21 protein-coding genes are annotated in these 23,718 nt (G+C 58.7%); 15 read left to right on the top strand and 6 right to left on the bottom strand.

The window, feature by feature from the left end; genetic code table 11:
• Positions 1-8 precede the first annotated feature (8 nt).
• Genes grxC through J7400_RS00960 form a run of 3 tightly spaced genes read left to right on the top strand, consistent with a single transcriptional unit; the run spans position 9 to position 1,544 of the window.
• The gene (grxC, locus tag J7400_RS00970; RefSeq protein ID WP_209058002.1) at positions 9-266 is read left to right on the top strand and encodes a glutaredoxin 3; all 258 of its coding nucleotides are present in this window, start codon (positions 9-11) and stop codon (positions 264-266) included.
• 6 nt (positions 267-272) lie between these two features.
• The gene (locus J7400_RS00965) at positions 273-1,103 is read left to right on the top strand and encodes a carbon-nitrogen hydrolase family protein (protein ID WP_209058000.1); all 831 of its coding nucleotides are present in this window, start codon (positions 273-275) and stop codon (positions 1,101-1,103) included.
• Positions 1,104-1,544 (top strand): MarR family transcriptional regulator, encoded by a 441-nt coding sequence (locus tag J7400_RS00960; RefSeq protein ID WP_209057997.1) that lies wholly within the window; start codon positions 1,104-1,106, stop codon positions 1,542-1,544.
• A gap of 4 nt (positions 1,545-1,548) precedes the next feature.
• Here J7400_RS00960 and ubiG read toward each other — a convergent pair whose 3' ends face one another.
• Complete coding sequence (ubiG, locus tag J7400_RS00955; RefSeq protein WP_209057988.1) at positions 1,549-2,292, bottom strand: bifunctional 2-polyprenyl-6-hydroxyphenol methylase/3-demethylubiquinol 3-O-methyltransferase UbiG; 744 nt, start codon at positions 2,290-2,292, stop codon at positions 1,549-1,551.
• Between the two features lie 49 nt (positions 2,293-2,341).
• Here ubiG and pip point away from each other — a divergent pair, with 49 nt between their 5' ends.
• The 6 genes from pip to infB all read left to right on the top strand — a co-directional run bounded on the left by pip (position 2,342) and on the right by infB (position 10,402).
• The gene (gene pip / locus J7400_RS00950; protein WP_209057986.1) at positions 2,342-3,316 is read left to right on the top strand and encodes a prolyl aminopeptidase; all 975 of its coding nucleotides are present in this window, start codon (positions 2,342-2,344) and stop codon (positions 3,314-3,316) included.
• A gap of 65 nt (positions 3,317-3,381) precedes the next feature.
• Positions 3,382-4,890 carry an ABC transporter substrate-binding protein gene (locus tag J7400_RS00945; RefSeq protein WP_247738559.1) on the top strand — a complete coding sequence of 503 codons (1,509 nt, stop codon included), beginning with the start codon at positions 3,382-3,384 and terminating at the stop codon, positions 4,888-4,890.
• 155 nt (positions 4,891-5,045) lie between these two features.
• Positions 5,046-5,624, top strand: coding sequence for a ribosome maturation factor RimP (gene rimP / locus J7400_RS00940; protein WP_209057982.1), 579 nt, complete (start codon positions 5,046-5,048; stop codon positions 5,622-5,624).
• Between the two features lie 4 nt (positions 5,625-5,628).
• A complete protein-coding gene (gene nusA, locus J7400_RS00935; protein ID WP_209057980.1) occupies positions 5,629-7,248 on the top strand; it encodes a transcription termination factor NusA in 1,620 nt (539 codons plus the stop codon).
• Positions 7,249-7,271: 23 nt separating this feature from the next.
• A complete protein-coding gene (locus J7400_RS00930; protein WP_209057978.1) occupies positions 7,272-7,904 on the top strand; it encodes an RNA-binding protein in 633 nt (210 codons plus the stop codon).
• Positions 7,901-10,402: a translation initiation factor IF-2 gene (gene infB / locus J7400_RS00925; RefSeq protein WP_209057976.1), complete on the top strand. Its 2,502-nt coding sequence runs from the start codon at positions 7,901-7,903 to the stop codon at positions 10,400-10,402. The genes J7400_RS00930 and infB overlap by 4 nt, the downstream gene beginning before the upstream one ends.
• Positions 10,403-10,798: 396 nt before the next feature.
• Here infB and mutT read toward each other — a convergent pair whose 3' ends face one another.
• The 3 genes from mutT to J7400_RS00910 are packed head-to-tail and all read right to left on the bottom strand — an operon-like array spanning position 10,799 to position 13,296.
• Positions 10,799-11,197, bottom strand: coding sequence for an 8-oxo-dGTP diphosphatase MutT (gene mutT / locus J7400_RS00920; protein ID WP_209057969.1), 399 nt, complete (start codon positions 11,195-11,197; stop codon positions 10,799-10,801).
• Positions 11,194-12,423: a bifunctional glutamate N-acetyltransferase/amino-acid acetyltransferase ArgJ gene (gene argJ / locus J7400_RS00915; RefSeq protein ID WP_209057966.1), complete on the bottom strand. Its 1,230-nt coding sequence runs from the start codon at positions 12,421-12,423 to the stop codon at positions 11,194-11,196. The genes mutT and argJ overlap by 4 nt, the downstream gene beginning before the upstream one ends.
• 3 nt (positions 12,424-12,426) lie before the next feature.
• Positions 12,427-13,296 (bottom strand): peptidylprolyl isomerase, encoded by an 870-nt coding sequence (locus tag J7400_RS00910; RefSeq protein WP_209057964.1) that lies wholly within the window; start codon positions 13,294-13,296, stop codon positions 12,427-12,429.
• Between the two features lie 169 nt (positions 13,297-13,465).
• Here J7400_RS00910 and secA point away from each other — a divergent pair, with 169 nt between their 5' ends.
• From secA to J7400_RS00895, 3 genes are all read left to right on the top strand, one after another.
• A complete protein-coding gene (gene secA, locus J7400_RS00905; protein WP_209057962.1) occupies positions 13,466-16,192 on the top strand; it encodes a preprotein translocase subunit SecA in 2,727 nt (908 codons plus the stop codon).
• A 105-nt stretch (positions 16,193-16,297) separates the two neighbouring features.
• Complete coding sequence (locus tag J7400_RS00900) at positions 16,298-17,302, top strand: hypothetical protein (RefSeq protein WP_209057960.1); 1,005 nt, start codon at positions 16,298-16,300, stop codon at positions 17,300-17,302.
• Between the two features lie 21 nt (positions 17,303-17,323).
• Positions 17,324-18,883: a phosphate ABC transporter substrate-binding/OmpA family protein gene (locus tag J7400_RS00895; RefSeq protein ID WP_209057958.1), complete on the top strand. Its 1,560-nt coding sequence runs from the start codon at positions 17,324-17,326 to the stop codon at positions 18,881-18,883.
• 1 nt (position 18,884) lies between these two features.
• On the opposite strand, the gene radC is transcribed toward J7400_RS00895, so the two are convergent.
• The gene (gene radC / locus J7400_RS00890) at positions 18,885-19,646 is read right to left on the bottom strand and encodes a DNA repair protein RadC (RefSeq protein ID WP_209057957.1); all 762 of its coding nucleotides are present in this window, start codon (positions 19,644-19,646) and stop codon (positions 18,885-18,887) included.
• Positions 19,647-19,842: 196 nt separating this feature from the next.
• Here radC and J7400_RS00885 point away from each other — a divergent pair, with 196 nt between their 5' ends.
• The 3 genes from J7400_RS00885 to J7400_RS00875 all read left to right on the top strand — a co-directional run bounded on the left by J7400_RS00885 (position 19,843) and on the right by J7400_RS00875 (position 22,182).
• Complete coding sequence (locus tag J7400_RS00885; protein ID WP_209057954.1) at positions 19,843-20,682, top strand: amino acid ABC transporter substrate-binding protein; 840 nt, start codon at positions 19,843-19,845, stop codon at positions 20,680-20,682.
• A 23-nt stretch (positions 20,683-20,705) separates the two neighbouring features.
• Positions 20,706-21,581, top strand: coding sequence for an alpha/beta hydrolase (locus J7400_RS00880; RefSeq protein WP_348540089.1), 876 nt, complete (start codon positions 20,706-20,708; stop codon positions 21,579-21,581).
• Between the two features lie 82 nt (positions 21,582-21,663).
• On the top strand, positions 21,664-22,182 hold the full coding sequence (locus tag J7400_RS00875) for a hypothetical protein (RefSeq protein ID WP_209057952.1): 519 nt from the start codon (positions 21,664-21,666) through the stop codon (positions 22,180-22,182).
• Between the two features lie 343 nt (positions 22,183-22,525).
• Here J7400_RS00875 and dnaJ read toward each other — a convergent pair whose 3' ends face one another.
• On the bottom strand, positions 22,526-23,677 hold the full coding sequence (gene dnaJ / locus J7400_RS00870; RefSeq protein WP_209057950.1) for a molecular chaperone DnaJ: 1,152 nt from the start codon (positions 23,675-23,677) through the stop codon (positions 22,526-22,528).
• Between the last annotated feature and the right edge of the window lie 41 nt (positions 23,678-23,718).

The raw sequence follows: 23,718 nt of genomic DNA, 5'->3' as shown, positions 1-23,718 counted from the left end.
GAAAGATCATGCAGCCTGTCGAAATCTACACCAGCCCGCTCTGTGGGTACTGCCACGCCGCAAAACGCCTGCTGAAACAGAAAAACGTCAACTTCAAAGAGATTGATGTGCTGACCAGCCCAGGACGCAAACAAGAGATGATCACCCGCGCCAACGGTGGCCGCACCGTGCCGCAGATTTTCATTGGCGAGACCCATGTGGGTGGTTGCGACGATCTGATGGCGCTGGAGCGCGCGGGCAAGCTCGACCCTCTGCTGGCGGCCTGATCTGCCATGCGCGCCGCTCTGCTTCAGATGACCTCCTCCGACGTGCCAGAGGAAAACTTGGCCACTGCGTCGGCGATGATGCGCGAGGCAAAAGCTGAAGGGGCAGACTTCGCCTTTTTGCCGGAGGTGATGAATTGTCTTTCCACCAGCCGCAGTCGCCAGAACGAGGTGCTGCGGTTGGAGGAAGAAGACGCCACGCTTCCCGCGCTCTCTGCCTTATGCGCTGAGCTTGGCATGTGGGCGCTGATCGGCAGTCTTGGATTAAAGACACATGATCCGGATGGGCGCTTTGCCAACCGGTCGTTTGTGATCTCCGACAAGGGCGAGATCGTCGCGCGCTATGACAAAATCCACATGTTTGATGTGGATGTGACGCCGGAAGAAACCTACCGCGAATCAGATGGCTATCGCCCGGGCGACAAGGCTGTGGTGGCCGAAACCCCGTTTGGCGCGATCGGGATGACGATTTGCTATGATGTGCGCTTTGGCGCGCTTCATCGCAGGCTTGCCAAGGCTGGTGCGCAGATCCTGACGGTGCCCGCCGCCTTTTCTCACGTGACAGGGGCAGCGCATTGGGAAACGCTCCTGCGCGCGCGGGCCATTGAAACCGGCTGTTTTGTGATTGCCCCGGCGCAGACCGGCACCCATGCGACCACACGCGGACAGGCGCGGCGAACCCATGGGCATTCCATGGTGGTGGCTCCCTGGGGCGAGGTTCTTGCGGACGCAGGCACCGAGGCCGGTGTCACGATTGTTGATGTTGATCTCTCTTTGGTTCAAAAAGCCCGCAGGCAGGTGCCAGCACTTCAGCACGATCGAGAGTTTGACGGGCCTTAAATGAACGACAAAAGCGGATTGGCCATCACCTTGTTTGGTGAAATTCTCATGGTGGACCAGCTGGCCCGATCCCGCCTGTCCAAAGTCCTGCCCAAAGGCATGGAGCTTTCACATTTTTCTGTGCTCAATCATCTGGACCGCTCCAACGCAGAGCGCAGTCCGGCACAGTTGGCAAAGACATTTCACCTCACGCGCGGGGCCATGACCAACACGCTCAACAAGCTTGAGTTGGCAGGCTATGTGCACATTCGCCCCGATTGGGATGACGCGCGGCGCAAGATGGTGGCGATCAGCCCCGCCGGGCGGCAGGCGCGCGATGCGGCGCTGGCCAGCATGGCGCCCATCATCAATGAAATGGTGAGCAAGCTTGGGGATGACCGGGTGCGCGCGGCGCTCCCGATCCTGCGCGAATTGCGCCTCAAGCTGGAAGACGGCGGTTGACCCGTCAGTCTTTGATGCTGGCGGTCACGTAGTTCACGCTCAGATCGCGATCTGAAAGCGACCACTGCCAGCTGATCGGATTGAACACAAAGCCCTTGCGATCCACCGGTGTGAGGCCGGATTGCTCGATCAGGCCAAACAGCTCATCAGGCGTGATGAATTTGTGCCATTCATGGGTGCCCTTTGGCAGCCAGCGCATGACATATTCCGCGCCGATGATGGCCATGGCAAAGCTTTTGGGATTGCGGTTGATGGTGGAGCAGATGTGCAGCCCGCCCGGTTTCAGCAATTGCTGGCAGGCCGTGAGATAGCTCAGCGGATCGGCCACATGCTCCACAACTTCCATATTCAGAACCACGTCAAACTGCTCTCCGGCCTCGGCAAGGGCTTCGGCTGTGGTGTGACGATAGTCGATGGTCAGGCCGGATTGCTCCGCATGGACGCGTGCCACCGGCAGGTTGCCTTCCGCGGCATCTGCGCCAACAACATCCGCTCCCAAACGCGCCATGGGTTCAGACAGCAAACCGCCACCGCAGCCAATATCAAGCAGACGCAACCCCGCAAAAGGCAAAGCTTGAGACAAGTCGCGATTGAACTCTGCCGCAATCTGCGACGTAATGTAGTCAAGCCGACAGGGGTTGAGCATGTGCAACGGTTTGAACTTACCGTTCGGATCCCACCATTCCGCCGCCATGGCCTCGAATTTGGCCACTTCGGCTGGATCTACCGTGGTATTCGTGGCTTGCATTTTGAACTCTCCATGCTCATTTGGGCGTCGCAACCATTATAGGTAGGACATGGACAAAAACTCGGGCCAAAAGCGCGCAGTGCACTACCTCTACCCTCCGGTCGAACCCTTCGACCAGAGGATGCTGGACGTGGGCGACGGTCACGCGATCTATGTGGAACAATCGGGCAATCCGCAAGGGCTGCCGGTGATTGTTGTGCATGGCGGTCCCGGCGGCGGCAGCAGCCCGGCGATGCGGCGCTACTTTGACCCCAAGGTTTATCGGGTGATCTTGTTTGATCAGCGCGGCTGTGGCCACTCGCGCCCGCATGCTGAGGTGGCGCACAACACGACGTGGCATTTGATCGCTGATATGGAACATATCCGGTCTACGCTGGGCATTGCCGAATGGATTGTTTTTGGGGGTAGCTGGGGCGCAACCCTGTCGCTGCTGTATGCGCAGGCGCATCCCGAAAACACGGTTTGCCTCGTGCTGCGCGGTGTCTTCCTGATGACCCGCTCTGAGCTTGATTGGTTTTATGGCGGCGGCGCGGGGCAATTCTGGCCCGAACCCTGGGCGCGGTTCACCTCGCTGATTCCGGAAGATGAGCAAGACGATCTGATTGAGGCCTACCATCACCGCCTGTTCTGCGGTGATCGAGCAACGGAGATCAAATACGCCCGTGCCTGGGCTGGCTGGGAAAATGCGCTGGCGTCGGTTTACTCCAACGGTGCAGGCGGGGATGCCCCCGCAGAATATGCACGTGCCTTCTCGCGGCTGGAGAATCACTATTTCCGGAACCTTGGATTCCTCGACACCGATGGCCATATCCTGAAGAACATGGACGTTCTGGAAGACATTCCCGGATATATCGTGCAAGGGCGCTATGACATGATCTGCCCTCCGCGGGCGGCCTATAATCTGGCCCAAGCCTGGGGGGATATGGCGGATCTGCGCATGGTGCGAAACGCCGGTCATGCCCTCTCTGAGCCGGGCATCAGCGCGGAACTGGTGCGCATCATGGATCAATTGGCGCGCATCTAGGAAAACTGCTGGACAATATGCGGGCGAGCGCGTCTGATCAAAGCCCGCAGAACCGGAGATTTTCTTTGCCCCGTATCAGTCGACGCAGCCTTTTGACCTCTGGTGCCGCCGCAGGTGCGCTGGCGGCCTCTGGTCTTGCGTTGATGGCAGGCACGCCCAAAACCGGCGGGACGTTGCGCGGTGTTCTGACCGGAGGAACGGCGCAAGACACATGGGACGCACGGGATCATGACAGCCTGTTCATGATGGCGGCGGCGCATGGTGCGGTGTTTGATTGCCTCACGGAAATTGCAGCGGATGGCGCGCTGAAAGGTGAGCTGGCGGAAAGCTGGAGCGCAAGCGAGGACGCGCGCATCTGGACCTTTGATCTGCGTAAAGATGTGACCTTTCACAACGGCAAACCCTTTGTGGCCGAGGATGTTCTGGAAAGCTTTGCGCTGCATTTTGATCCAGCGCACCCATCACCTGCGCAGCCTTTGCTGCGGGATGTGACCGGCATCCATGCGCTGGGCGATCATCAGGTGCAGTTCACATTGGCGGCCTCCAACGCGGATTTCCCCTATCTTCTCGCGGATTACCATCTTGTGATCTATCCGGCGGGCTATGTCGAGTTGGCGATGCTCAACGGGATCGGCACCGGGCTTTATCGTGTGCAATCCTTTGAGCCGGGGCAGCGCCTGCAGGCGACGCGCGTGGCGTCACACTACAAGGATGGACGCGCCGGTTTCTTTGACGCGCTTGATTTTGTGAACGTGGATGCGCCTTCAGAGCGGTTGAACCTTCTGCTGGAAGGGCAGGCGGATGCGGTTGCACAGATCGCGCCGGTCTATGCCGCCCAGATCGCACAGGCTGAAGGCATCACGCTGCAGCAGTTGCGCGGCAACCAGCATTTCAGTTTCGCATTGGATGGCCGTCACAGCCTGGCAGACGCGGATGCGGTGCAGCGGGCGCTCAAACATGCGGTGGATCGTCAGGCCTTTGTCGATGAACTGTTGCTCGGATATGGCGCGGCGGGGGGCGATACTCCGGTTGGCCCCTCAAACCCATTCTATGCGGGCACGCTTGGGGCGCTGGCGCATGATCCGGAGCAGGCGCGTCACCTGTTGCGCGCTGCGGGTGTTGATCAGCTGTCGTTGCGACTCATTGGCGGGTCCGGCGGCCAGGGCCAAGCTGCGGCCACAGTTTTTGCCAAGCAGCTGAAGCAGGTGGGCGTGGATATCGCTGTCTCTGCGCAACCAAGCCAGCTGTCTCTTTCCACATCTGCGGGCCGTGCCACGGAAGACTGGGTGATGGCCACATATCTTGCGCCGGGTGCCACATGGAACCGGGGCGGCTGGGAGAATCCGCTGTTTGATACGCTTCTTGGTGCCGCGCGCTCTGAGATGGACAGCACCAAGCGCCGGGCGCTCTATGGCGAGCTGCAACAGCTTGTCGCGCAGTCGGGAAATCTGATCATTCCGGCCTTTGCCGATCACCTTCAGGCCACCTCCAAGACGATTGCGACCCCGCCTGCCACCGGCGCGCACTACGGGATGGACAATGCGCGCTTTGCCGAACGCTGGTGGCGCGCTTGAGGCCGCGCAACGCGCGATTCAACATTCTGGCTTGCAGACTCAGCTTCTGACACGTATATGCCTTCTCAACAGCGGCGCGATCGGCTGACACCGAACGCACCACCGAGAAAGATCGACGGGCCGCGGGCCCGTTTTTTTGTGTTTGGAGCTCGCCTATGAGTGACCTGATTGCCAAAGCGGCGATTGACCGCAAGCTGGCAGATATTGTTGGCCCCGTGATCGAAGACATGGGGTTTGAGCTGGTGCGCCTGCGCCTGATGGGTGGGAAAACCCACACCCTGCAGATTATGGCCGAGCGCCCCGGTGGCGGCATCGAAGTGGATGAATGCGCGCAGATCTCCAATGCGGTCAGCGCGGTGCTGGACGTGGAAGACCCGCTGGCGGATTCCTACACACTGGAAGTGGGCAGCCCCGGTGTGGACCGCCCGCTGACGCGCCTGAAGGATTTTGAAGCCTATGAAGGCTATGAAGCCAAGATCGAAACCAGCGAGCTGATTGATGGGCGCAAGCGCTTCAGAGGTGTGCTGGCTGGTATCGAAGGCGAAGATGTTCTGATCAACATCGACAATCAGGGTGAGACCGTGACTGTGGGTCTGAACTTTGACTGGCTGGCGGATGCCAAGCTGGTGCTGACCGATGACCTGATCAAAGAAATGCTGAAAGCTCGCAAAGTGGCGGGCATCTTGAACGAAGACGATTTTGACGACGTCGAGACCGAAGAGTCCGAGGAGTAAGACAATGGCAATCACTTCTGCAAACCAACTTGAGCTGCTTCAGACCGCCGAAGCCGTTGCGCGCGAAAAGATGATCGACCCCGGGCTGGTGGTTGAAGCGATGGAAGAATCCCTCGCCCGCGCAGCCAAAAGCCGCTACGGCGCGGAAATGGACATTCGTGTTTCTATCGACCGCAAGACCGGTAAAGCGACCTTCACCCGCGTGCGCACCGTTGTCGAAGACGATCTGCTGGAAAACTATCAGGCAGAGTTCACCGTTGAGCAGGCCAAACAGTATCTGGAAAACCCGGAAGTGGGTGATGTGTTTGTGGAAGAAGTGCCTCCGGTAGAAATGGGCCGGATCGCGGCGCAATCAGCCAAACAGGTGATCTTGCAGAAGGTGCGCGAAGCGGAACGTGATCGTCAGTATGAAGAGTTCAAGGATCGCGCTGGCACCATCATCAACGGCTCTGTGAAGCGCGAAGAATTTGGCAACGTGATCGTGGATCTCGGCGGTGCCGAAGCCGTGCTGCGCCGCAACGACAAGATTGGCCGCGAGAGCTATCGCTCCGGCGACCGACTGCGCGCCTACATCAAAGAAGTGCGCCGTGAGCCACGTGGCCACCAGATCTTCCTGAGCCGCACCGCGCCTGAATTCATGGCCGAGCTCTTCAAAATGGAAGTGCCGGAAATCTATGATGGCATCATCGACATTAAAGCCGTGGCGCGTGATCCGGGCTCCCGTGCAAAGATCGCTGTGATCTCTCACGATGGCTCCATCGATCCGGTTGGTGCCTGTGTGGGTATGCGCGGCTCCCGTGTTCAGGCGGTTGTGAACGAGCTTCAGGGTGAGAAAATCGACATCATCCCATGGAACGAAGATCAGCCCACCTTCCTTGTGAACGCGCTGCAGCCTGCAGAAGTGTCCAAGGTGGTTCTGGATGACGAAGCTGGCAAAATCGAAGTGGTTGTGCCTGACGAGCAGCTGTCGCTGGCGATTGGCCGTCGTGGTCAGAACGTGCGTCTGGCGTCCCAGCTGACCGCGCTGGACATCGACATCATGACCGAAGCGGAAGAATCCGAGCGTCGTCAGAAAGAATTCGAAGAGCGCACCAAACTCTTCATGGAAACACTGGATCTGGACGAGTTCTTCGCACAGCTGCTGGTGTCTGAGGGCTTCACCAACCTCGAAGAAGTGGCCTATGTTGAAGTGGATGAACTGCTGGTCATCGACGGCGTTGACGAAGGCACCGCAAATGAGCTGCAGGCCCGTGCGCGTGACTACATTGATGCACAGAACAAAGCTGCGCTGGATAATGCCCGTGAACTGGGTGTTCAGGACAGCCTGGTTGCATTTGAGGGTCTGACACCCCAAATGATCGAAGCACTGGCCAAAGATGGCGTGCTGAACCTCGAAGACTTTGCAACCTGCGCAGACTGGGAACTTGCCGGTGGCTGGACCACGGTGAACGGCGAGCGCGTCAAAGACGACGGTATTCTGGAACCTTTCGATGTGTCGCTGGAAGAAGCACAGGACATGGTGATGACAGCACGCGTCGTGCTGGGCTGGGTTGATCCGGCTGAGCTGGAGGCCGAGGCGGCTGAAGAAGGCGAAGAAGACACATCTGAGGAGGCTGAGGCCTGATTTCAGGCCTCAGAGGGCAACAGATGAGCCGCGGTGGCCGTCCGGGCAAACGGGCTGAAGAACCAGAGCGCAAGTGCATCGCCATAGGCGCGACAGCTCCCAAAGAGGGGCTGATCCGATTTGTTGTCGGGCCGGACCAGCAGGTCGTGCCCGACGTGATGGGCAAATTGCCGGGCCGTGGCATGTGGGTGACCGCAAATGCCGCCGCCCTTAGCAAGGCGGTCAAGAAAGGTGTTTTTGCCCGCGCTGCCAAGCAGCAGGTGAAGGTGCCTGAGGATCTGGTGCAAGAGGTGTCCCGCCAATTGGGGCAGCGCGTGATTGAGCTGATCAGCCTTGCGCGCCGCTCCGGATCAGCGGTGGCTGGCTTTGAGAAGGTCAAAGATTGGCTGGTCAAGGATGAGGCAGAGGTGCTGCTTCAGGCCAGCGACGGATCGGAGCGCGGGAAAACGAAACTGAGGCCGCCATATGGTGGTCACCACATAGACTGGCTCACAGCTGACGAATTGGGTTTGGCTTTTGGGCGACAAACTGTGATACATGGAGCGCTTGCGTCTGGCGGACTCACAAATCGTGTTGTAGAGGAAGCCCTAAGATTAAAAGGCGTACGCGAAGAAACGGTGGCAGCGGCCTCCGGGAAGGACAAGACAGCCAGATGAGCGATAACGACGGTAAAAAAACCTTGGGTCTGCGCGGTGGGAACCGCCCTGGCAACGTGACGCAAAGCTTCAGCCACGGACGCAAGAAAAATGTCGTGGTGGAAACGAAGCGCAAACGCGTTGTGGTGCCCAAGCCTGGTGCGGCCAAAACCGGTGCCGGTGGTGGCGCAAAATCCGGTGGTGATCCCAATCGCCGCCCCGCTGGCATTTCTGATGCGGAAATGGAACGCCGCCTGAAGGCGCTTCAGGCCGCAAAGGCACGTGAAGCCGAAGACGCAGCCCGCCGCGAAGCCGAGGAAAAGGCCCGCGCCGAAGAGCGTGAGCGTCGTCGTCAGGAAGCGGAAGCCAAAGAGCGTGAACAGCGTGAAGCTGAAGAGCGTGCCCGCAAGAAAGCCGAAGAAGAAGAGCGCAAGAAAAAAGAAGCGGCGGAAGCCGCAGAAGCAGCCAAACGTGCTGCCGCTGCACCTGCACCTTCTTCTGCTGCTGCGCCTCAGGGCCGTGGTGCACCAACCAACAAGCCTGCACCGCAGCCAACCCAGCGCAAAGCAGACCGTGAGCGCGAACAGCGCGGTGGTCGCGGCAAAGGCCGTGATGATGGCCGCCGTTCCGGCAAGCTGACCCTTGGTCAGGCCACTGGTGGTGAGAACAACCGCCACCGCTCCATGGCCTCCATGAAGCGTAAGCAAGAGCGTGCGCGTCAGAAAGCGATGGGTGGCTCTGTTGAGCGTGAAAAGGTTGTGCGTGACGTGCAGCTGCCAGAGGCGATCATGGTCTCTGAGCTCGCCAACCGTATGGCCGAGCGCGTTGCGGACGTTGTGAAAGAGCTCATGAAAATGGGCATGATGGTCACGCAGAACCAGACCATCGACGCGGACACAGCGGAACTGATCATCGAAGAATTCGGCCACAAGGTTGTGCGTGTTTCTGACGCCGACGTGGAAGATGTGATCTCCGATGTGGAAGACGATGAAGGCGATCTGCAGGCGCGCCCGCCAGTGATCACCATCATGGGCCACGTGGACCACGGCAAAACCTCGCTTCTGGATGCGATTCGCGATGCGAAAGTTGTGTCCGGCGAAGCCGGCGGCATCACCCAGCACATCGGCGCCTATCAGGTGAAAACCGATGATGGCGTGACGCTGTCGTTCCTCGACACTCCGGGCCACGCGGCGTTTACGTCCATGCGTTCCCGCGGTGCACAGGTGACGGACATTGTTGTTCTGGTTGTGGCAGCCGACGATTCGGTCATGCCGCAAACGATTGAGGCGATTAACCACGCCAAAGCGGCCGAAGTGCCGATGATCGTGGCGATCAACAAGATCGATAAGCCAGCCGCCGATCCGAACAAAGTGCGCGCAGAACTGCTGCAGCACGAAGTGATCGTGGAAGCGATGTCGGGTGAAGTGCAGGACGTGGAAGTTTCCGCACACACCGGTCAGGGTCTGGATGCACTGCTGGAAGCCATCGCGCTGCAGGCAGAGATTCTGGAACTGAAAGCCAACCCGGACCGGGCGGCACAGGGTGCTGTGATCGAAGCGCAGCTGGACGTGGGCCGTGGCCCTGTGGCGACCGTTCTGGTTCAGAAAGGCACGCTGCGCCAAGGCGATATCTTCGTTGTGGGTGAGCAGTACGGTAAGGTCCGTGCGCTGATCAACGACAAGGGTGAGCGCGTCAAAGAAGCTGGCCCGTCTGTGCCGGTTGAGGTGCTTGGTCTGAACGGCACACCGGAAGCTGGCGACGTTCTGAACGTGACCGAAACCGAAGCGCAGGCCCGTGAGATCGCGGAATACCGTGCACAGGTTGCCAAGGACAAACGTGCGGCAGCCGGTGCGGCTACCACGCTTGAGCAGCTGATGCAGAAGGCCAAGGAAGACGAGAACATGGCAGAGCTGCCAATCCTCGTTAAGGCTGACGTGCAGGGTTCCGCTGAGGCGATCGTTCAAGCGATGGAAAAAATCGGCAACGATGAGGTGCGCGTGCGCGTGTTGCACTCCGGTGTGGGCGCGATCACCGAGACCGATGTTGGTCTTGCTGAAGCTTCCGGCGCTCCGATCATGGGCTTTAACGTCCGTGCCAACGCCTCTGCCCGCAACACCGCCAACCAGAAGGGTGTGGAGATCCGCTACTACTCGGTGATCTATGACCTGGTGGATGATGTGAAAGCTGCGGCCTCCGGTCTGCTGTCTGCAGAAATCCGCGAGAACTTCATCGGCTACGCGAACATCAAAGAGGTGTTCAAAGTGACCGGTGTGGGCAAAGTGGCTGGCTGTATCGTGACCGAAGGCGTGGCGCGTCGCTCTGCTGGAGTGCGTCTGCTGCGCGACAACGTGGTGATCCACGAAGGCACGCTGAAGACCCTGAAGCGCTTCAAAGACGAAGTGGCGGAAGTTCAGTCCGGTCAGGAATGCGGTATGGCGTTTGAGAACTACGACGATATCCGCGCTGGCGACGTGATCGAGATCTTCGAGCGCGAAGAAGTGACGCGTACGCTGGATTAATCCAGCGTATGCCGCCTCCGCGGCACGAGCTATTCAAAGAAAAAGGCCGCTCCAGTTTGGAGCGGTCTTTTTTCTTCCGGTTCTGCTCTGCGCGATCAGGAGATCGGTTTGCCAGAGTAGATCTTGTTGCCCACGCGGATGGATACGCGCCCATCTGGAAGGCTTCTTACAACTGGACCTTGGATAGAGACGCAGCTGCCTACAGTGATAGTTTTTAGCATGTCAAAAATCCCCACTTGATTGACACCTTGTTAACATCGACTTGGTTAATTTTCGGTTAGTGCGTAGTTGTCATATGGCCAACATACTACCTTGTTCAATGCTTATTGTTGAATATAAGTTTACAAACCGCTTACCAAAGTAGCGTGATTTGGCCCAATTTGAGCAGATTCTAGCCTATACCCAGTCTCTAATCATCGGAATGAGCGGGATATCGGCGGGTGGCATCTCATAATCACGCAGGTTCTTGCTGGCGACCCACTTGAGGGTTTGACCCTCTTTGGCCTGAGGAATGCCCTCCCATTTGCGGCAGGCAAAGAGCGGCATCAGCAGGTGAAAATCATCATAACTGTGGGACGCAAAGGTCAGCGGCGCGAGGCAGCTTGCCCATGTATCGATCCCCAGCTCTTCCTGAAGCTCGCGGATCAGCGCGGCTTCGGGCGTTTCCCCCGCTTCTATTTTGCCTCCGGGAAACTCCCAGAGGCCTGCCATAGATTTTCCTTCAGGACGTTGCGCCAGCAAAATGCGCCCGTCCGCATCGATCAGCACAACGGCTGCGACCAAAACTGTTTTCACGACCGGTAATCCGCGTTGATGGTGATATAACCATGGGTGAGGTCGCAGGTCCAAACGGTATCCTGTGCGTCACCAAGGCCCAGATCGACATTGATGGTGATGTCTTGCTGTTGCATGTAGTCGGCGCCGGCCTCTTCTTTATAGTCGGGCGACACCCAGCCGTTTTCCGCCACAAGAATATCGCCAAAGCGTATGCTCAGGAGATCGCGATCCGCCTGAGCACCGGACTTGCCGATCGCCATCACGATGCGGCCCCAGTTGGGATCCTCACCGGCCACAGCGGTTTTGACCAAAGGCGAATTGGCGATTGCCATGGCGTGTGTGCGGGCATCTTCGGCGCTTGCTGCACCGGTGATGTTGATTTCGACAAATTTTGTCGCGCCTTCACCGTCGCGCACCACCTGATGCGCCAGATCCAGCATCACCTCATGCAGCGCTATGCGGAACGCCTGATCTTCTGGGCTCACCAAAACGCCTGAGGCGCCCGTTGCGGCAACCAGCAGCGTGTCGGATGTGGAGGTGTCACTGTCCACGGTGATCGCGTTGAAGGTGACGTTGTTGAGCGACGACACCATGGCCTGAAGATCCGCGCGCGCGATCTTTGCGTCCGTGAAGATATAGACCAGCATCGTGGCCATATCTGGCGCAATCATGCCGGAGCCTTTGGCGATGCCTGCGATCTTGACGGTCTGGCCATTGATCTCTGCCGAGCGCGTGGCGCCTTTGGCAAAAGTGTCGGTGGTGCGGATCGCCTCGGCGGCATCCACAATCGCATCGGGCGAAAGCTTGCCGCGCAGTTCCTCAAGCTTGCCGGTGATCCGGTCATGCGGCAAAGGCTCGCCAATCACGCCGGTCGAGGAGGAGAACACCCGTGTTTCCGGCAGATCAAGGCAGGCGGCAACCGCATCGGTCACAGCTTTCACCGAGGTGACGCCATTTTTACCGGTGAAGGCGTTGGCATTGCCCGCATTCACAAGGATCGCCGCACCTGCGTCGCTGTCCTGCGCGATCTTTTCCTGACAATCCAGAACCGCAGCGGAGCGTGTTGCAGAGCGTGTGAAGACACCAGCCATCGCGGTGCCCGGTGCCAGTTCCGCCAGCATCACATCTTTGCGGTTGGCGTATTTCACGCCCGCCTCAACAGCGGCGAATTTCACCCCTTCGATGGTTGGCAGCTCCGGAAAATGTTCCGGAGCCAGAGGGGACACGGTGGTGATTTCAGCCATCTTTTATTCCTGCACGCGCACAGGGTTCAGCAGGTCGATGCGCTGCAGCACCGCGGGATCAATGCCTTCAGCACCGGTTTGGTCGACATCAGCCGCCGCCGCTTGTTTGGCGATATAGCCCTGAACCGCTTTGCGCTGCGCATCATTGAGCAGCTCCTGACGCGCCTCTTCAAAGGAAGGGGCTTCGGATTTGCGGGCGTCATTCAGGATGATCAGGTGCCAGCCGAATTGGGTTTGCACAGGCTGCGAGATTTCGCCCACGGCGAGTTCTGCCACGGCGTCCTCAAAAGGTTTCACCATCTGACCTTTGCCAAACCAGCCAAGGCTGCCGCCGGAAGCCCCGGACGGACCTGTGGATTTTTCTTTGGCGGTTTCCGCAAAATCGGCCCCGTCCTGAAGCTGCTGACGGATCTCAACCGCTTCTTCTTCGGTGCCCACGAGAATGTGACTGGCGTTGTATTCTGCCTCGCCTTCAAAGTTTGCGAAGCGGTCCCGATAAGCGGTCTGCAGCTCTTCGTCGCTCACTTCGTTGCTGGCGACAAAGGCTTCCAGCGCTTCGCCTGCCATCAGAGTGCGGCGTTCGTTATTCAGCGCGATCTCGATATATTGTGGAACATTGTCTCCCAGCGCCTGGGACAGGGCGGTTTGCTGCACCAATTGCTCAAGAATGCTGGCAAACAGGGTTTCCGGTGGCAGCTGCTGGTATTGAGGCTGCAGCCCCGCGCGGATCGAGATCATGTCACCCAATGTGATCGCCTCGCCATTGACCGTTGCAACAATGTTGTCCAGCGACGGTTCTTCCTGTGCAAATGCAGGGAGAGCAAAGCAGACAGCGACTGCACTCGCGCGCAAGAAATTGAGGTGTTTTGACATCGTTTCGTCCTTGGCTGGTGCCGCGCGGACTGGCGGCGTTGACACTGTTCCTGACGCCCCTTACATCGCTTTGAGGTCAAGGCAAACAGGCTGTTTCCCGTTTCTAGGAGCACAGGGCCGGGACAGCAAGAATTAGCCACGCACGAATGCGCAACGAAGGACAAGTTATATGCTCGGTTTCGGAAAAATCGCCAAAAAAGTGTTTGGCACGCCCAATGACCGCAAAGTCAAAGCAACGCGTCCGCTTGTTGAAAAGATCAACGCGCTGGAGCCGGAATTCGAGAAACTCTCTGACGACGAGCTGAAGGCCAAAACACAAGAGCTGTCTGAGCGCGCCAAAGGTGGCGAGTCGCTAGACGCACTGCTGCCCGAAGCCTTCGCCAACTGTCGCGAAGCCGCCAAACGTGCGCTGGGTCTGCGGGCCTTTGACGTACAGCTGATGGGCGGCATCTTCCTGCATCAGGGCAATATTTCCGAGATGAAAACCGGTGAAGGTAAAACCCTCGTGGCAACCTTCCCTGCCTACCTCAATGCTTTGACCGGCAAAGGCGTGCACGTGGTGACGGTGAACGATTACCTGGCCCGCCGCGACGCGGACTGGATGAGCAATGTCTTTGCCGCTTTGGGGATGACCACCGGCGTGGTGTACCCGCAGCAGCCCGAAGACGAAAAGCGCGCCGCATACGCCTGTGACATCACCTACGCGACCAACAATGAGCTGGGTTTTGACTATCTGCGCGACAATATGAAAAGCGAATTGGCTGATATGTCCCAGCGCGATCACCATTTCGCCATTGTAGACGAGGTGGACAGCATCCTGATCGACGAGGCGCGGACCCCTCTGATCATCTCAGGCCCTGCGCAGGACCGCACAGACATGTATGTGGCGATCGACAAGCTGATCCCGGATGTTCAGGAAGAGCATTACACGCTGGATGAAAAAGCCAAAAACGTGACGTTCACCGATGAAGGCAACGAGTTCTTGGAAGAGCACCTGCATGCACGTGGCCTGCTGCCGGAAGGCCAGAGCCTGTATGATCCGGAAAGCACCACCATTGTACACCACGTGAACCAGGGCCTGCGCGCGCACAAGCTGTTCATCAAAGACAAAGATTACATCGTGCGTGACAGTCAGGTGGTTCTGATTGACGAATTCACCGGCCGTATGATGGCAGGCCGTCGCCTGTCTGAAGGTCTGCATCAGGCGATCGAAGCCAAAGAGGGCTGCCAGATTCAGCCTGAAAACGTGACACTCGCGCAGGTGACCTTCCAGAACTACTTCCGTCTCTATGACAAGCTGGGCGGCATGACCGGTACAGCGGCAACCGAAGCGGAAGAATTTCAGGAAATTTACGGCCTTGGCGTGGTCGAAGTGCCCACCAACCGCGGCGTGGCACGGATCGACGAAGATGACGCCGTCTATCGCACCGCACGTGAGAAGTTTGACGCCATCGTCACCACCATCAAGGAAGCCCATGAAAAAGGGCAGCCTATCCTTGTGGGCACAACCTCGATTGAAAAGTCCGAGTTCCTGTCCAACCTGCTGGAAAAGGCCGGTGTAAAGCACAATGTACTGAACGCGCGCCAGCACGAACAGGAAGCGCAGATTGTTGCGGATGCGGGTAAGCTGGGTGCGGTGACCATCGCCACCAACATGGCGGGCCGCGGCACCGACATCAAACTGGGCGGCAATGTCGAGTTCAAAGTGCTTGAGGCCATCGCTGCGAACCCTGAAGGGGATCACGCGGCGCTGCGGGCAGAGATTGAAACCAAACACGTGGACGACGAAGAGGCCGTTAAAAAGGCCGGTGGTCTGTTTGTTCTCGCCACCGAGCGCCACGAAAGCCGCCGGATCGACAACCAGCTGCGTGGCCGTTCCGGCCGTCAGGGTGATCCGGGCCGTTCTGCCTTCTTCCTGAGCCTCGAAGATGACCTGATGCGCATCTTTGGCTCTGACCGTCTGGACAAGGTGCTCTCCACTCTTGGCATGAAAGAGGGTGAGGCGATCGTGCACCCATGGGTCAACAAATCTCTGGAGCGTGCGCAGGCGAAGGTTGAAGGCCGCAACTTTGACATCCGTAAGCAGCTCCTGAAATTTGATGACGTGATGAATGACCAGCGGAAAGTGGTCTTCTCCCAGCGTCGCGAAATCATGGAAAACGCTGATCTTTCTGAGATCGTTCAAGATATGCGCCACGAGGTCATCGACGATCTGGTGGAGAAACATCTGCCGCCAAAAACCTATGCGGATCAGTGGGACACGCAGGGTCTATATGCTGCGGCCATTGAACACCTGGGCGTCGACGTTCCGGTGATTGAATGGGCCGACGAAGAAGGCGTGGATGACGACAGCATGCGCGAGCGTTTGGAAAAGGCGGCTGACGAGATGATGGCGTCCAAAGCCACCAGCTTTGGCCCCGAAGCGATGCGCATGATCGAAAAGCAGGTTCTCTTGCAGACGATCGACAGCAAGTGGCGTGAGCACCTTCTGACGCTCGAACACCTGCGTTCTGTTGTGGGCTTCCGTGGCTACGCGCAGCGTGATCCGCTCAACGAATATAAGAACGAAGCCTTCCAACTGTTTGAAAGCATGCTGGACAGCCTGCGCATTGACGTGACTTCCATGCTCTCCCGCGTGCGTCCGATCTCTGAGGAAGAGCAGAAACAGCTCGCCCTTGAGATGGCACAGCGCCAGCAGGCCATGATGAACGCCTCTCAGGCGGGCGCGGCACCTGCGCCCAGTGACGCCGCAGCGGCGGCGCAACCGCCAGCGGGCGAAGCGCTTGCAGGGTTTGACGAAGAAAATCCCTCAACCTGGGGCAATCCGGGGCGCAATGAGCAATGTCCCTGTGGTTCGGGCAAGAAGTTCAAGCATTGTCACGGCAAGCTGGCCTGATTTCAGCGTCACACCGACAGACAAAGATCAAAAGGGCGCCTTATGAGCGCCCTTTTCTATTGTGAATGTGTCCGGACGGGATTTGCCACCTGAGAAGGAGACATCATGCAGAATCTCAAAAACATGTACCGCCGCTATGCCCTTGCTTTTGCAACGGGGTCGATGGCAGTGTGCATTGGGTTTGTGATGCAAACAAGTGAGGCCGCTGTGCCCGCCGTTGCGCAGGCGCCAGCGCAGGGTGATTTGCGTGACCGCGTGTCATTGCCCCAGGATTTTGCGACCCCGCGCTTGGGGCAGGCTGTGTCTTTGCCGGCCATGCCAGCCGAGCAGGGCCAGGGCGTGAGCCTGCCGACACAGCAGGTGCTGGTGGCGGTTGCCGATGATCTACCTGTTGGCCTTCTGCCCAACGAAGAGAGCATTCCCGCTTTGGGCTGTGGTCCGGAGCTGCATGCCAAAACCAATGCCGCCGCGCTGGTGTCTTTGCAGCTGATCGCGCCGTGCCATCCCGGCGAGCGTGTTCTGATTGAGCACGAAGAGCTGAAATTCCATGCACAGGTTTCTGCTGACGGCAGCGCGGATCTGCTGGTGCCTGGTCTGGCGGAAGTGGCTGTATTCGCGGCATCTTTTGAGAATGGTGATGGGGCTGTGGCTTCCGCACGTATCGACTCTTTGCCGCTTTATGACCGAGTGGTGATGCAGTGGCGCGGTGACAGCGGCCCTGAGCTCCATGCCCGTGAGTTTGGCGCGAGCTACGGCGAGAAGGGCCATGTGTGGCGGGAGGCGCCGCGCAGTGTGAGCGCGCTTGCAGGTGGCGCGGGCGGTTTTCTGATGGTTCTTGGCGAGGCTGACGACCCGACAGCGGCGCAGGCGGAGGTCTATACCTTCCCGACCGGCATTGCGAAGAACCGTGGCGAAATCCAGATCAGCATCGAAGCTGAGGTGACCGCCGCCAACTGTGATCAGGACATGCAGCTTTCCAGCCTCGCTCTGCGTGAAGGGCAGGTCAAAGACCGCCATGAGCTGCAAATGCAGATGCCCGATTGTACCGCTGTTGGTGAATTTCTGGTGTTGAAAAACCTCGTCCAAAACCTGACAATCGCGAAAAACTAAGCTCGCGGTCAGGACATCACAATGATGCAGTTTCGTGCGGCGGTTTACGCCGCACTTCTTCTTTTGGCAGGTGTTACATCTGCCCTTTCTCAGGACGTTTTCCTCAAATCTCACGACGGAGAAGTTGAAATCTCCGGCACCCTTTTGGGGTTTGATGGAGAGTTCTATCGTGTGCAGACGATCTACGGCGAGCTGACCGTGGATGGCTCCGGTGTGTTCTGCGAAGGCCCCGGTTGCCCCAATCTGATCAACTTCGTCGCCGATGTTTCGATCTCCGGATCCGCAACAATGGCCGACATTCTGATGCCTGCGCTGCTTGAGGCTTTTGCGCAGGCTGAAGGTTATGAAGTGGCCAAAGAATCTGAGAGCAAACAAAGGTTTACCTATATCCTCAGCGCACCGAACGGAGGCGAAACGCTCGCCAAGTTCCGCTTTCATGCCAGCAGCGCGGAAGAAGGGTTTGCCGATCTTCTGGCGGATGAGGCGGACATTGCCATGTCCCTGCGGGAGATCCGCCCCAAGGAGGCAGAGCTGGGCTATGAGGCTGGATTGGGCGACATGACAGACGCCAACCGCAGCCGCGTTCTGGCGCTCGACGGGATGGTGCCCATCGTGGCTGCTGGCAATCCGGTCACGTCCATGTCCTTGCTGCAGCTCGCTGAGGTTTTTGCCGGTAAGATAGACAATTGGGCAGCGCTTGGCGGCCCGGATGCGCCGATTTCCGTTCACATGATGACAGAGGAGTCCGGTTTTGCGCAGGCGGTCGAAGATCAGTTGATGCTCCGCGCCAATCTGCGAACTGATGAGGAGGCGGCGCGCCACAGTCGCAATGAGGCGCTGGTCCATGCGGTGGAGCGGGACCCGTTTGCCATTGGCATCGCGTCTTATGCGGATCGCGGCAACACGCAGCTTGTGACCTTGCAGGGGTCTTGCGGGTTTTCTCTGGCGGCATCGCGGCGCACCATCAAAACCGAGGACTATCCGCTTAACGCCCCGATGTTCCTCTATTTTCCGGCACGTCGCTTGCCCAAAATCGCACGAGATTTCCTGAGCTATACCCGCAGCCCCTCCGCGCAGATCGTGATCCGGCGGGCTGGGTTTGTGGATCAGACCGCCGAAGAGGTGCCGGTCAACTTGCAGGGGGATCGCTTTGCCAATGCGATTTCCGTGGCTGGGGAAGACGTCGGGCTTGAGGATCTACAGCGCCTGACATCCACGCTTTCGGGCATGAAACGCCTGTCGATTTCTTTCCGGTTCCAAGCGGGATCCACACGGCTGGATGCGCAGTCGCGCTCCAATGTGCAACAGCTGGCGCGGGCGCTCGAGGCCGGTGTCTATGACGCAAGAAGCCTGTATTTTGTAGGTTTTTCAGATGGTAACGGCCCGGCGGCGGGTAACCAGAAGATTGCGGAACGTCGGGCGGATTCGGTGCGCAAGGCTGTGCTGACGGCTGCGGAGACTGCAAAGCATGAGCGGATGGATATTCAGGTGCATGCCTTTGGCGAAGCCATGCCCATGGCTTGTGATGACAGCGCCTGGGGGCGGCAGGTGAACCGGCGGGTGGAGATTTGGGTCAAGTGACCTAAATCAGCCCTTCGGAGCGGAAGCTCAACTCGCGGGATTTCCCAATGATTATATGGTCATGCAGGGTCAGCGCGAGGGTCTGACAGGCCATCTCGATCTGATGGGTCATGGCGATATCCGCCTCTGACGGGGTCGGGTCTCCGGATGGGTGGTTGTGCACCAGAATGAGGGCGCTTGCGTTGAGCTCCAGCGCGCGTTTGGCGACCTCACGGGGGTAGACAGGCACGTGGTTGACCGTGCCCTGTGCCTGCGCTTCGTCGGCAATCAGCGTGTTTTTTGTGTCTAAAAACAGCACCCTAAACTGTTCGGTGTCGCGATGCGCCATGGTGGTGTGGCAATAATCCAGCAGCGCCTCCCAGCTCGACAGGATCGGGCGGTGCATCACACGCGAGCGGGCCAGACGGTGGGCGGCGGCCTCAATCACCTTCAGTTCACAGATCACCGCCTCGCCCACGCCTTTGACCTGCGCAAGGCGTGGCAGGGGCGCGCTGATGACCGCGTTGAAATCTCCGAATGTTTCCAGAAGCTTATGTGCGATGGATTTCACATCCCGTCGCGGGATTGCGCGAAACAGCACCAGTTCCAGCAGCTCATAATCAGGGAGCGCCTGCGCGCCGCCGTTAATGAAGCGGGTGCGCAGGCGCTTGCGGTGATCCGCAATATAGGAGGGTAGTTTACCGGTCTTGAGCGGCGACCCAACGGCCTCGTCCGCTTCAAAAAGCGGCAACGGCCGTTCCCCAAAGTCGTTCGCTCTGGACATGGGTTAACAATCTCCAAAGATGGTAAATCAAAGGTTAACAAAGGTCAGATTTCTGCAAAATCGCACGTCGGTATCGCGGCTGTAACGCGACGGTGCCAATTTCGTTAACCTTTGTGCGCGGAAATCGCGCTTGTGGCCCTTCCCGGAAGCTGGAAAGGTAACGCCAACACGAATTATTTTTGAGACAGGATACCCCATGAAATCCTTTTTGAGCCTTGTTATGGCCACTGCCCTTTTGGCGGGGGCTGCCAGCGCGCAGACCATCGAACGGATAAAGGAAACCGGGCAGCTCAAACTGGGCTATCGCGTGGATGCCGCGCCGCTGTCCTTTCAAGCCGAAGACGGCAATCCGAGCGGCTACACCCCGCTGGTGTGTGCCGAACTGGCACAGGGCATTCTGAACACGATTAAGATCCCCAATCTGGATGTGGAATTTGTCCCGGTCGGCGCGCAGGACCGGTTTGAGAAAGTGGCCGCAGGCGAGATTGACCTGCTGTGCGGGGCCGCCACCATCACCTTGTCACGGCGCGAGATCGTGGATTTTTCCATTCCGGTTTTTGCCGATGGCACGTCGATCCTTCTGCCCCTGAACGGCTCTGACAATTTTGCGGATCTGGCGGGCAAGAAACTGGGTGTGCGGCGTGACACCACCACCGAGACCGCGCTCACCAACACGCTGACTGGAGCAGGGCTGTTTGCCGAGGTGGTGCGCTTTGCCGATCATGATGCGGCGATGGAGGCGTTGGAGAATGGCGAGCTGGATGCCTATTTTGCGGACCAGTCGATTCTCGCAGCACTGTGGCTGAGCAGCGAAGATCGCGGCAATCTCAAGCTCAGCAATGCGATCCTGACGGTGGAGCAGCACGGGCTGGCCATGGCGCGCGGCGACACGGATTTCCGCCTGTTGGTGGATGGCCTGCTGTCTGAAATGTATGCGCGCGGGGTGATGCAGAAGGTCTTTGAAGCGACGCTGCCGGGCATTCAGCCGGGAGATTTCCTGCGCGCGATGTTCACCATGGCGCCGCTCCCACGGTGAGACGGTTGCACTAGAAAAGAGGCGTGAGCGGCGTGTTTTCCGGCTTTGAGACACAAGAGATTGACCTGCCCAATGCGTGCATTCATCTGCGTGTGGGCGGGGCAGGCACGCCGCTTCTGTTGTTGCACGGGTTTCCGGAAACCCATGTGATGTGGCACGGCATCGCCGAACAGCTGGCAGTGCGGTATCGCGTGATCGCGCCGGATCTGCGCGGCTATGGTGATTCTGTGGCACATGACGCGGATTTCACGTTTCGGGCGATGGCGCAGGATCAGGTCGCGGTGATGCGCGCGCTGGGGCATGAGCGGTTTCATGTGGTGTCCCATGACCGTGGCGCCCGCACAGCGCATCGCATGGTGCTGGATTATCCGGAGGCGGTGCAGTCCATCGCTTTGATGGACATTTTGCCCACGCTTGATGTGTGGCGCACGATGGATGACTGGCTGGCCAAGCGCTACTACCACTGGACCTTTCTGGCGCAGCCCGGCGGTATGCCGCAGGCGCTGATCAAAAGCGATCCGGTGCTCTATCTGCATTCCGCGCTGGTCGGGCTGTCAGGCAGTTTGGAGATGTTTCACCCAGCGGCTCTGGCGGCCTATGAGGTGGCGGCGCGCAGACCCAGCGTGGTGGACGCCTGGTGCGGGGACTATGCGGCCGGGGCCAGTGTGGATCTGGAGCATGACCGCGCGGATGAGGGGCGACAGTTTGAGATGCCCTGTCTGGTGCTCTGGGGCACCAAGGGGGTGATCGCCCATCACGTGGACCCGCTGGAGTGCTGGCAGACGTGGTTCCCCAATGCCGTGGGAAAGGGCGTTGAAGCGGGGCATTTCCTGATTGAGGAGCAGCCGGAGGAGGTTCTGGCGGCGGTGTTGGGGCATTTGGAGGGGGCTGAGTTCTGAAATTTTTTGGAACAGCAGCCTCGAGCCGGATCGTTTTAGTGCTGCGGAGTAGTTGAAGGTTGGCTGGGCCATGGGAGAAAGCGTGCCTCAGGACACAAAGAGAGATGCAGCCAGACGCGAACTTCTTCGGTTGCTAAAGGGGCTGGAATTCTATCGCGCCTGGAGGATTTCGGGGATCAAACGCGCGCGCGGACATGTTCAGCAAGAAGATCTGAATGAAATCGTTTTACCCAGTGCTTCTTTCATTAGGGATTTTGACGCTGCAGCAGGGCAGTACAGTCATATCCTTCAAGTCGTACAGCAGTGGTATTCTCACACGTATCTTGACCTGTGCTACAGGATGTATACGGGCGGTGAGGACCTTTCGTCCGATATCCGTCAGTTCCTAGAGGATTTTCGAAATGAGGCTGGCTTTGAGTTCCAATCTGAAGCGGGACTGGTCAGCAAGACGATAAGAAAGGTTCTCAAGAGAGGGAAGATCACCACGGCCAGTGACTATTTCATCCTCAAAGAGCTGGAAAACTGTGTTGATCAACCCGGTTTAGAGGATTCTGAATTTGCGGTTGTTTCTAGTTTGCTTCGCCAATTCGAGAACCGATAGAATCGGCAGGTCACGTCACATCAAGCGTACCTCTCGCAAAGTCTAGCTCGTGCGGTCTCCAACAGTGCGCAGGAGGCGAAGCCGACCAGCCCCCGACCCTCCCCAAGGGAGGGGGCTTCACCCCCACCCAGGGTCGTGGGCTGGTCTAGGTGACCGGATACAGCCGTTGTAGATTTGTTGGGTGCTCAACACATTTTTGCGGGAGCCGCCATGGGCCTCTTGCAGCAACGAAAAAGCTCCCGAAGAGACCCTCGGGAGCTTTCTTACGTTTGTTGGTTGGCAGGCTTAGGGCTCCGCCCGTTCGCGGCGGAATTGCTCCACTGGAGCAATTCTCATTCGCCGCTCACCCCTTCATGCTGTCCCAGAAGCTCTTCACGGAGCTGAAGAAGCTGCTGCTTTCGGGGTTGTTTTCCTCCGACAGCTCTTCGAACTCGCGCAGAAGCTCTTTCTGGCGGCTGGTGAGGTTCACCGGGGTTTCCACCGCCAGTTCGATCATCATGTCGCCGGTGCCGCCGCCGCGCAGGGCAGGCATGCCCTTGGCGCGCAGGCGCATCTGGCGGCCCGATTGCGAGCCGGATGGGATCTTCACGCGGGAGCGGCCGCCGTCGATGGTTGGCACTTCGATGTCTCCGCCAAGGGCGGCGGCGGACATGGAGACCGGGACGCGGCAGTAGAGGTTCACACCGTCACGCTCAAAGATCTTGTGCTGCGCCACCTCGATGAAGATGTAGAGGTCGCCTGCGGGGCCACCGCGCATGCCGGCTTCGCCTTCGCCAGCGAGGCGGATGCGGGTGCCGGTTTCCACGCCTGCGGGGATGTTCACAGACAGCGCGCGGTCTTTCTCGACGCGGCCCTGACCGTGGCAGCCCTTACAGGGGTTCTTGATGATCTGACCGAGGCCCGAACAGGTCGGACAGGTGCGTTCCACCGTGAAAAAGCCCTGCTGTGCGCGCACTTTGCCCATGCCGGAGCAGGTCGGGCAGGTGGTCGGCTCAGCGCCGCCCTCTGCACCGGAGCCTGAGCATTTCTCACAGGACACGGAGGCCGGGACGTTGATGGTTTTCTGAAGGCCGGAGTAGGCTTCCTCAAGGGTCACACGCAGGTTGTAGCGCAGGTCGGCACCACGGGAGGCGCGCTGACGCCCGCCGCCACCACGGCCACCGCCGCCCATGAAGTCGCCAAAGAGGTCGTCAAACACATCAGAGAAGGCTGAGGCAAAATCACCCTGGCCCGGATGGCCGCCACGGCCTCCGCCACCACCCATGCCACCTTCGAAGGCAGCGTGACCAAAGCGGTCATAAGCGGCTTTCTTCTCTGCGTCTTTGAGGATTTCGTAGGCTTCGTTGGCCTCTTTGAACTGTCCTTCCGCCTCAGGATTGTCCTTGTTGCGGTCCGGGTGCAGCTCTTTGGCTTTCCTACGGTAGGCTTTTTTGATTTCGTCCGCCGAAGCCCCTTTGCTGACGCCAAGCACCTCGTAGAAGTCACGTTTTGCCATGGGTTACTCCTTTGGTCGGAATGAAAAGGGCCAGTCCGGAG

It is taken from the genome of Shimia sp. R9_2 (assembly GCF_017743735.1).
Classification (GTDB): Bacteria; Pseudomonadota; Alphaproteobacteria; order Rhodobacterales; family Rhodobacteraceae; genus Shimia.
Note: the sequence above shows the minus strand (reverse complement) of the source record. Positions and strands in the feature narration are given on the sequence as shown.

Excerpts from the sequence above, each read along its gene's own strand:
- grxC (WP_209058002.1), top strand. The coding sequence starts at position 9 with ATGCAGCCTGTCGAAATCTACACCAGCCCGCTCTGTGGGTACTGCCAC.
- J7400_RS00965 (WP_209058000.1), top strand. The coding sequence starts at position 273 with ATGCGCGCCGCTCTGCTTCAGATGACCTCCTCCGACGTGCCAGAGGAA.
- J7400_RS00960 (WP_209057997.1), top strand. The coding sequence starts at position 1,104 with ATGAACGACAAAAGCGGATTGGCCATCACCTTGTTTGGTGAAATTCTC.
- ubiG (WP_209057988.1), bottom strand. The coding sequence starts at position 2,292 with ATGCAAGCCACGAATACCACGGTAGATCCAGCCGAAGTGGCCAAATTC.
- pip (WP_209057986.1), top strand. The coding sequence starts at position 2,342 with ATGGACAAAAACTCGGGCCAAAAGCGCGCAGTGCACTACCTCTACCCT.
- rimP (WP_209057982.1), top strand. The coding sequence starts at position 5,046 with ATGAGTGACCTGATTGCCAAAGCGGCGATTGACCGCAAGCTGGCAGAT.
- nusA (WP_209057980.1), top strand. The coding sequence starts at position 5,629 with ATGGCAATCACTTCTGCAAACCAACTTGAGCTGCTTCAGACCGCCGAA.
- J7400_RS00930 (WP_209057978.1), top strand. The coding sequence starts at position 7,272 with ATGAGCCGCGGTGGCCGTCCGGGCAAACGGGCTGAAGAACCAGAGCGC.
- infB (WP_209057976.1), top strand. The coding sequence starts at position 7,901 with ATGAGCGATAACGACGGTAAAAAAACCTTGGGTCTGCGCGGTGGGAAC.
- argJ (WP_209057966.1), bottom strand. The coding sequence starts at position 12,423 with ATGGCTGAAATCACCACCGTGTCCCCTCTGGCTCCGGAACATTTTCCG.
- J7400_RS00910 (WP_209057964.1), bottom strand. The coding sequence starts at position 13,296 with ATGTCAAAACACCTCAATTTCTTGCGCGCGAGTGCAGTCGCTGTCTGC.
- secA (WP_209057962.1), top strand. The coding sequence starts at position 13,466 with ATGCTCGGTTTCGGAAAAATCGCCAAAAAAGTGTTTGGCACGCCCAAT.
- J7400_RS00900 (WP_209057960.1), top strand. The coding sequence starts at position 16,298 with ATGCAGAATCTCAAAAACATGTACCGCCGCTATGCCCTTGCTTTTGCA.
- J7400_RS00895 (WP_209057958.1), top strand. The coding sequence starts at position 17,324 with ATGATGCAGTTTCGTGCGGCGGTTTACGCCGCACTTCTTCTTTTGGCA.
- radC (WP_209057957.1), bottom strand. The coding sequence starts at position 19,646 with ATGTCCAGAGCGAACGACTTTGGGGAACGGCCGTTGCCGCTTTTTGAA.
- J7400_RS00885 (WP_209057954.1), top strand. The coding sequence starts at position 19,843 with ATGAAATCCTTTTTGAGCCTTGTTATGGCCACTGCCCTTTTGGCGGGG.
- dnaJ (WP_209057950.1), bottom strand. The coding sequence starts at position 23,677 with ATGGCAAAACGTGACTTCTACGAGGTGCTTGGCGTCAGCAAAGGGGCT.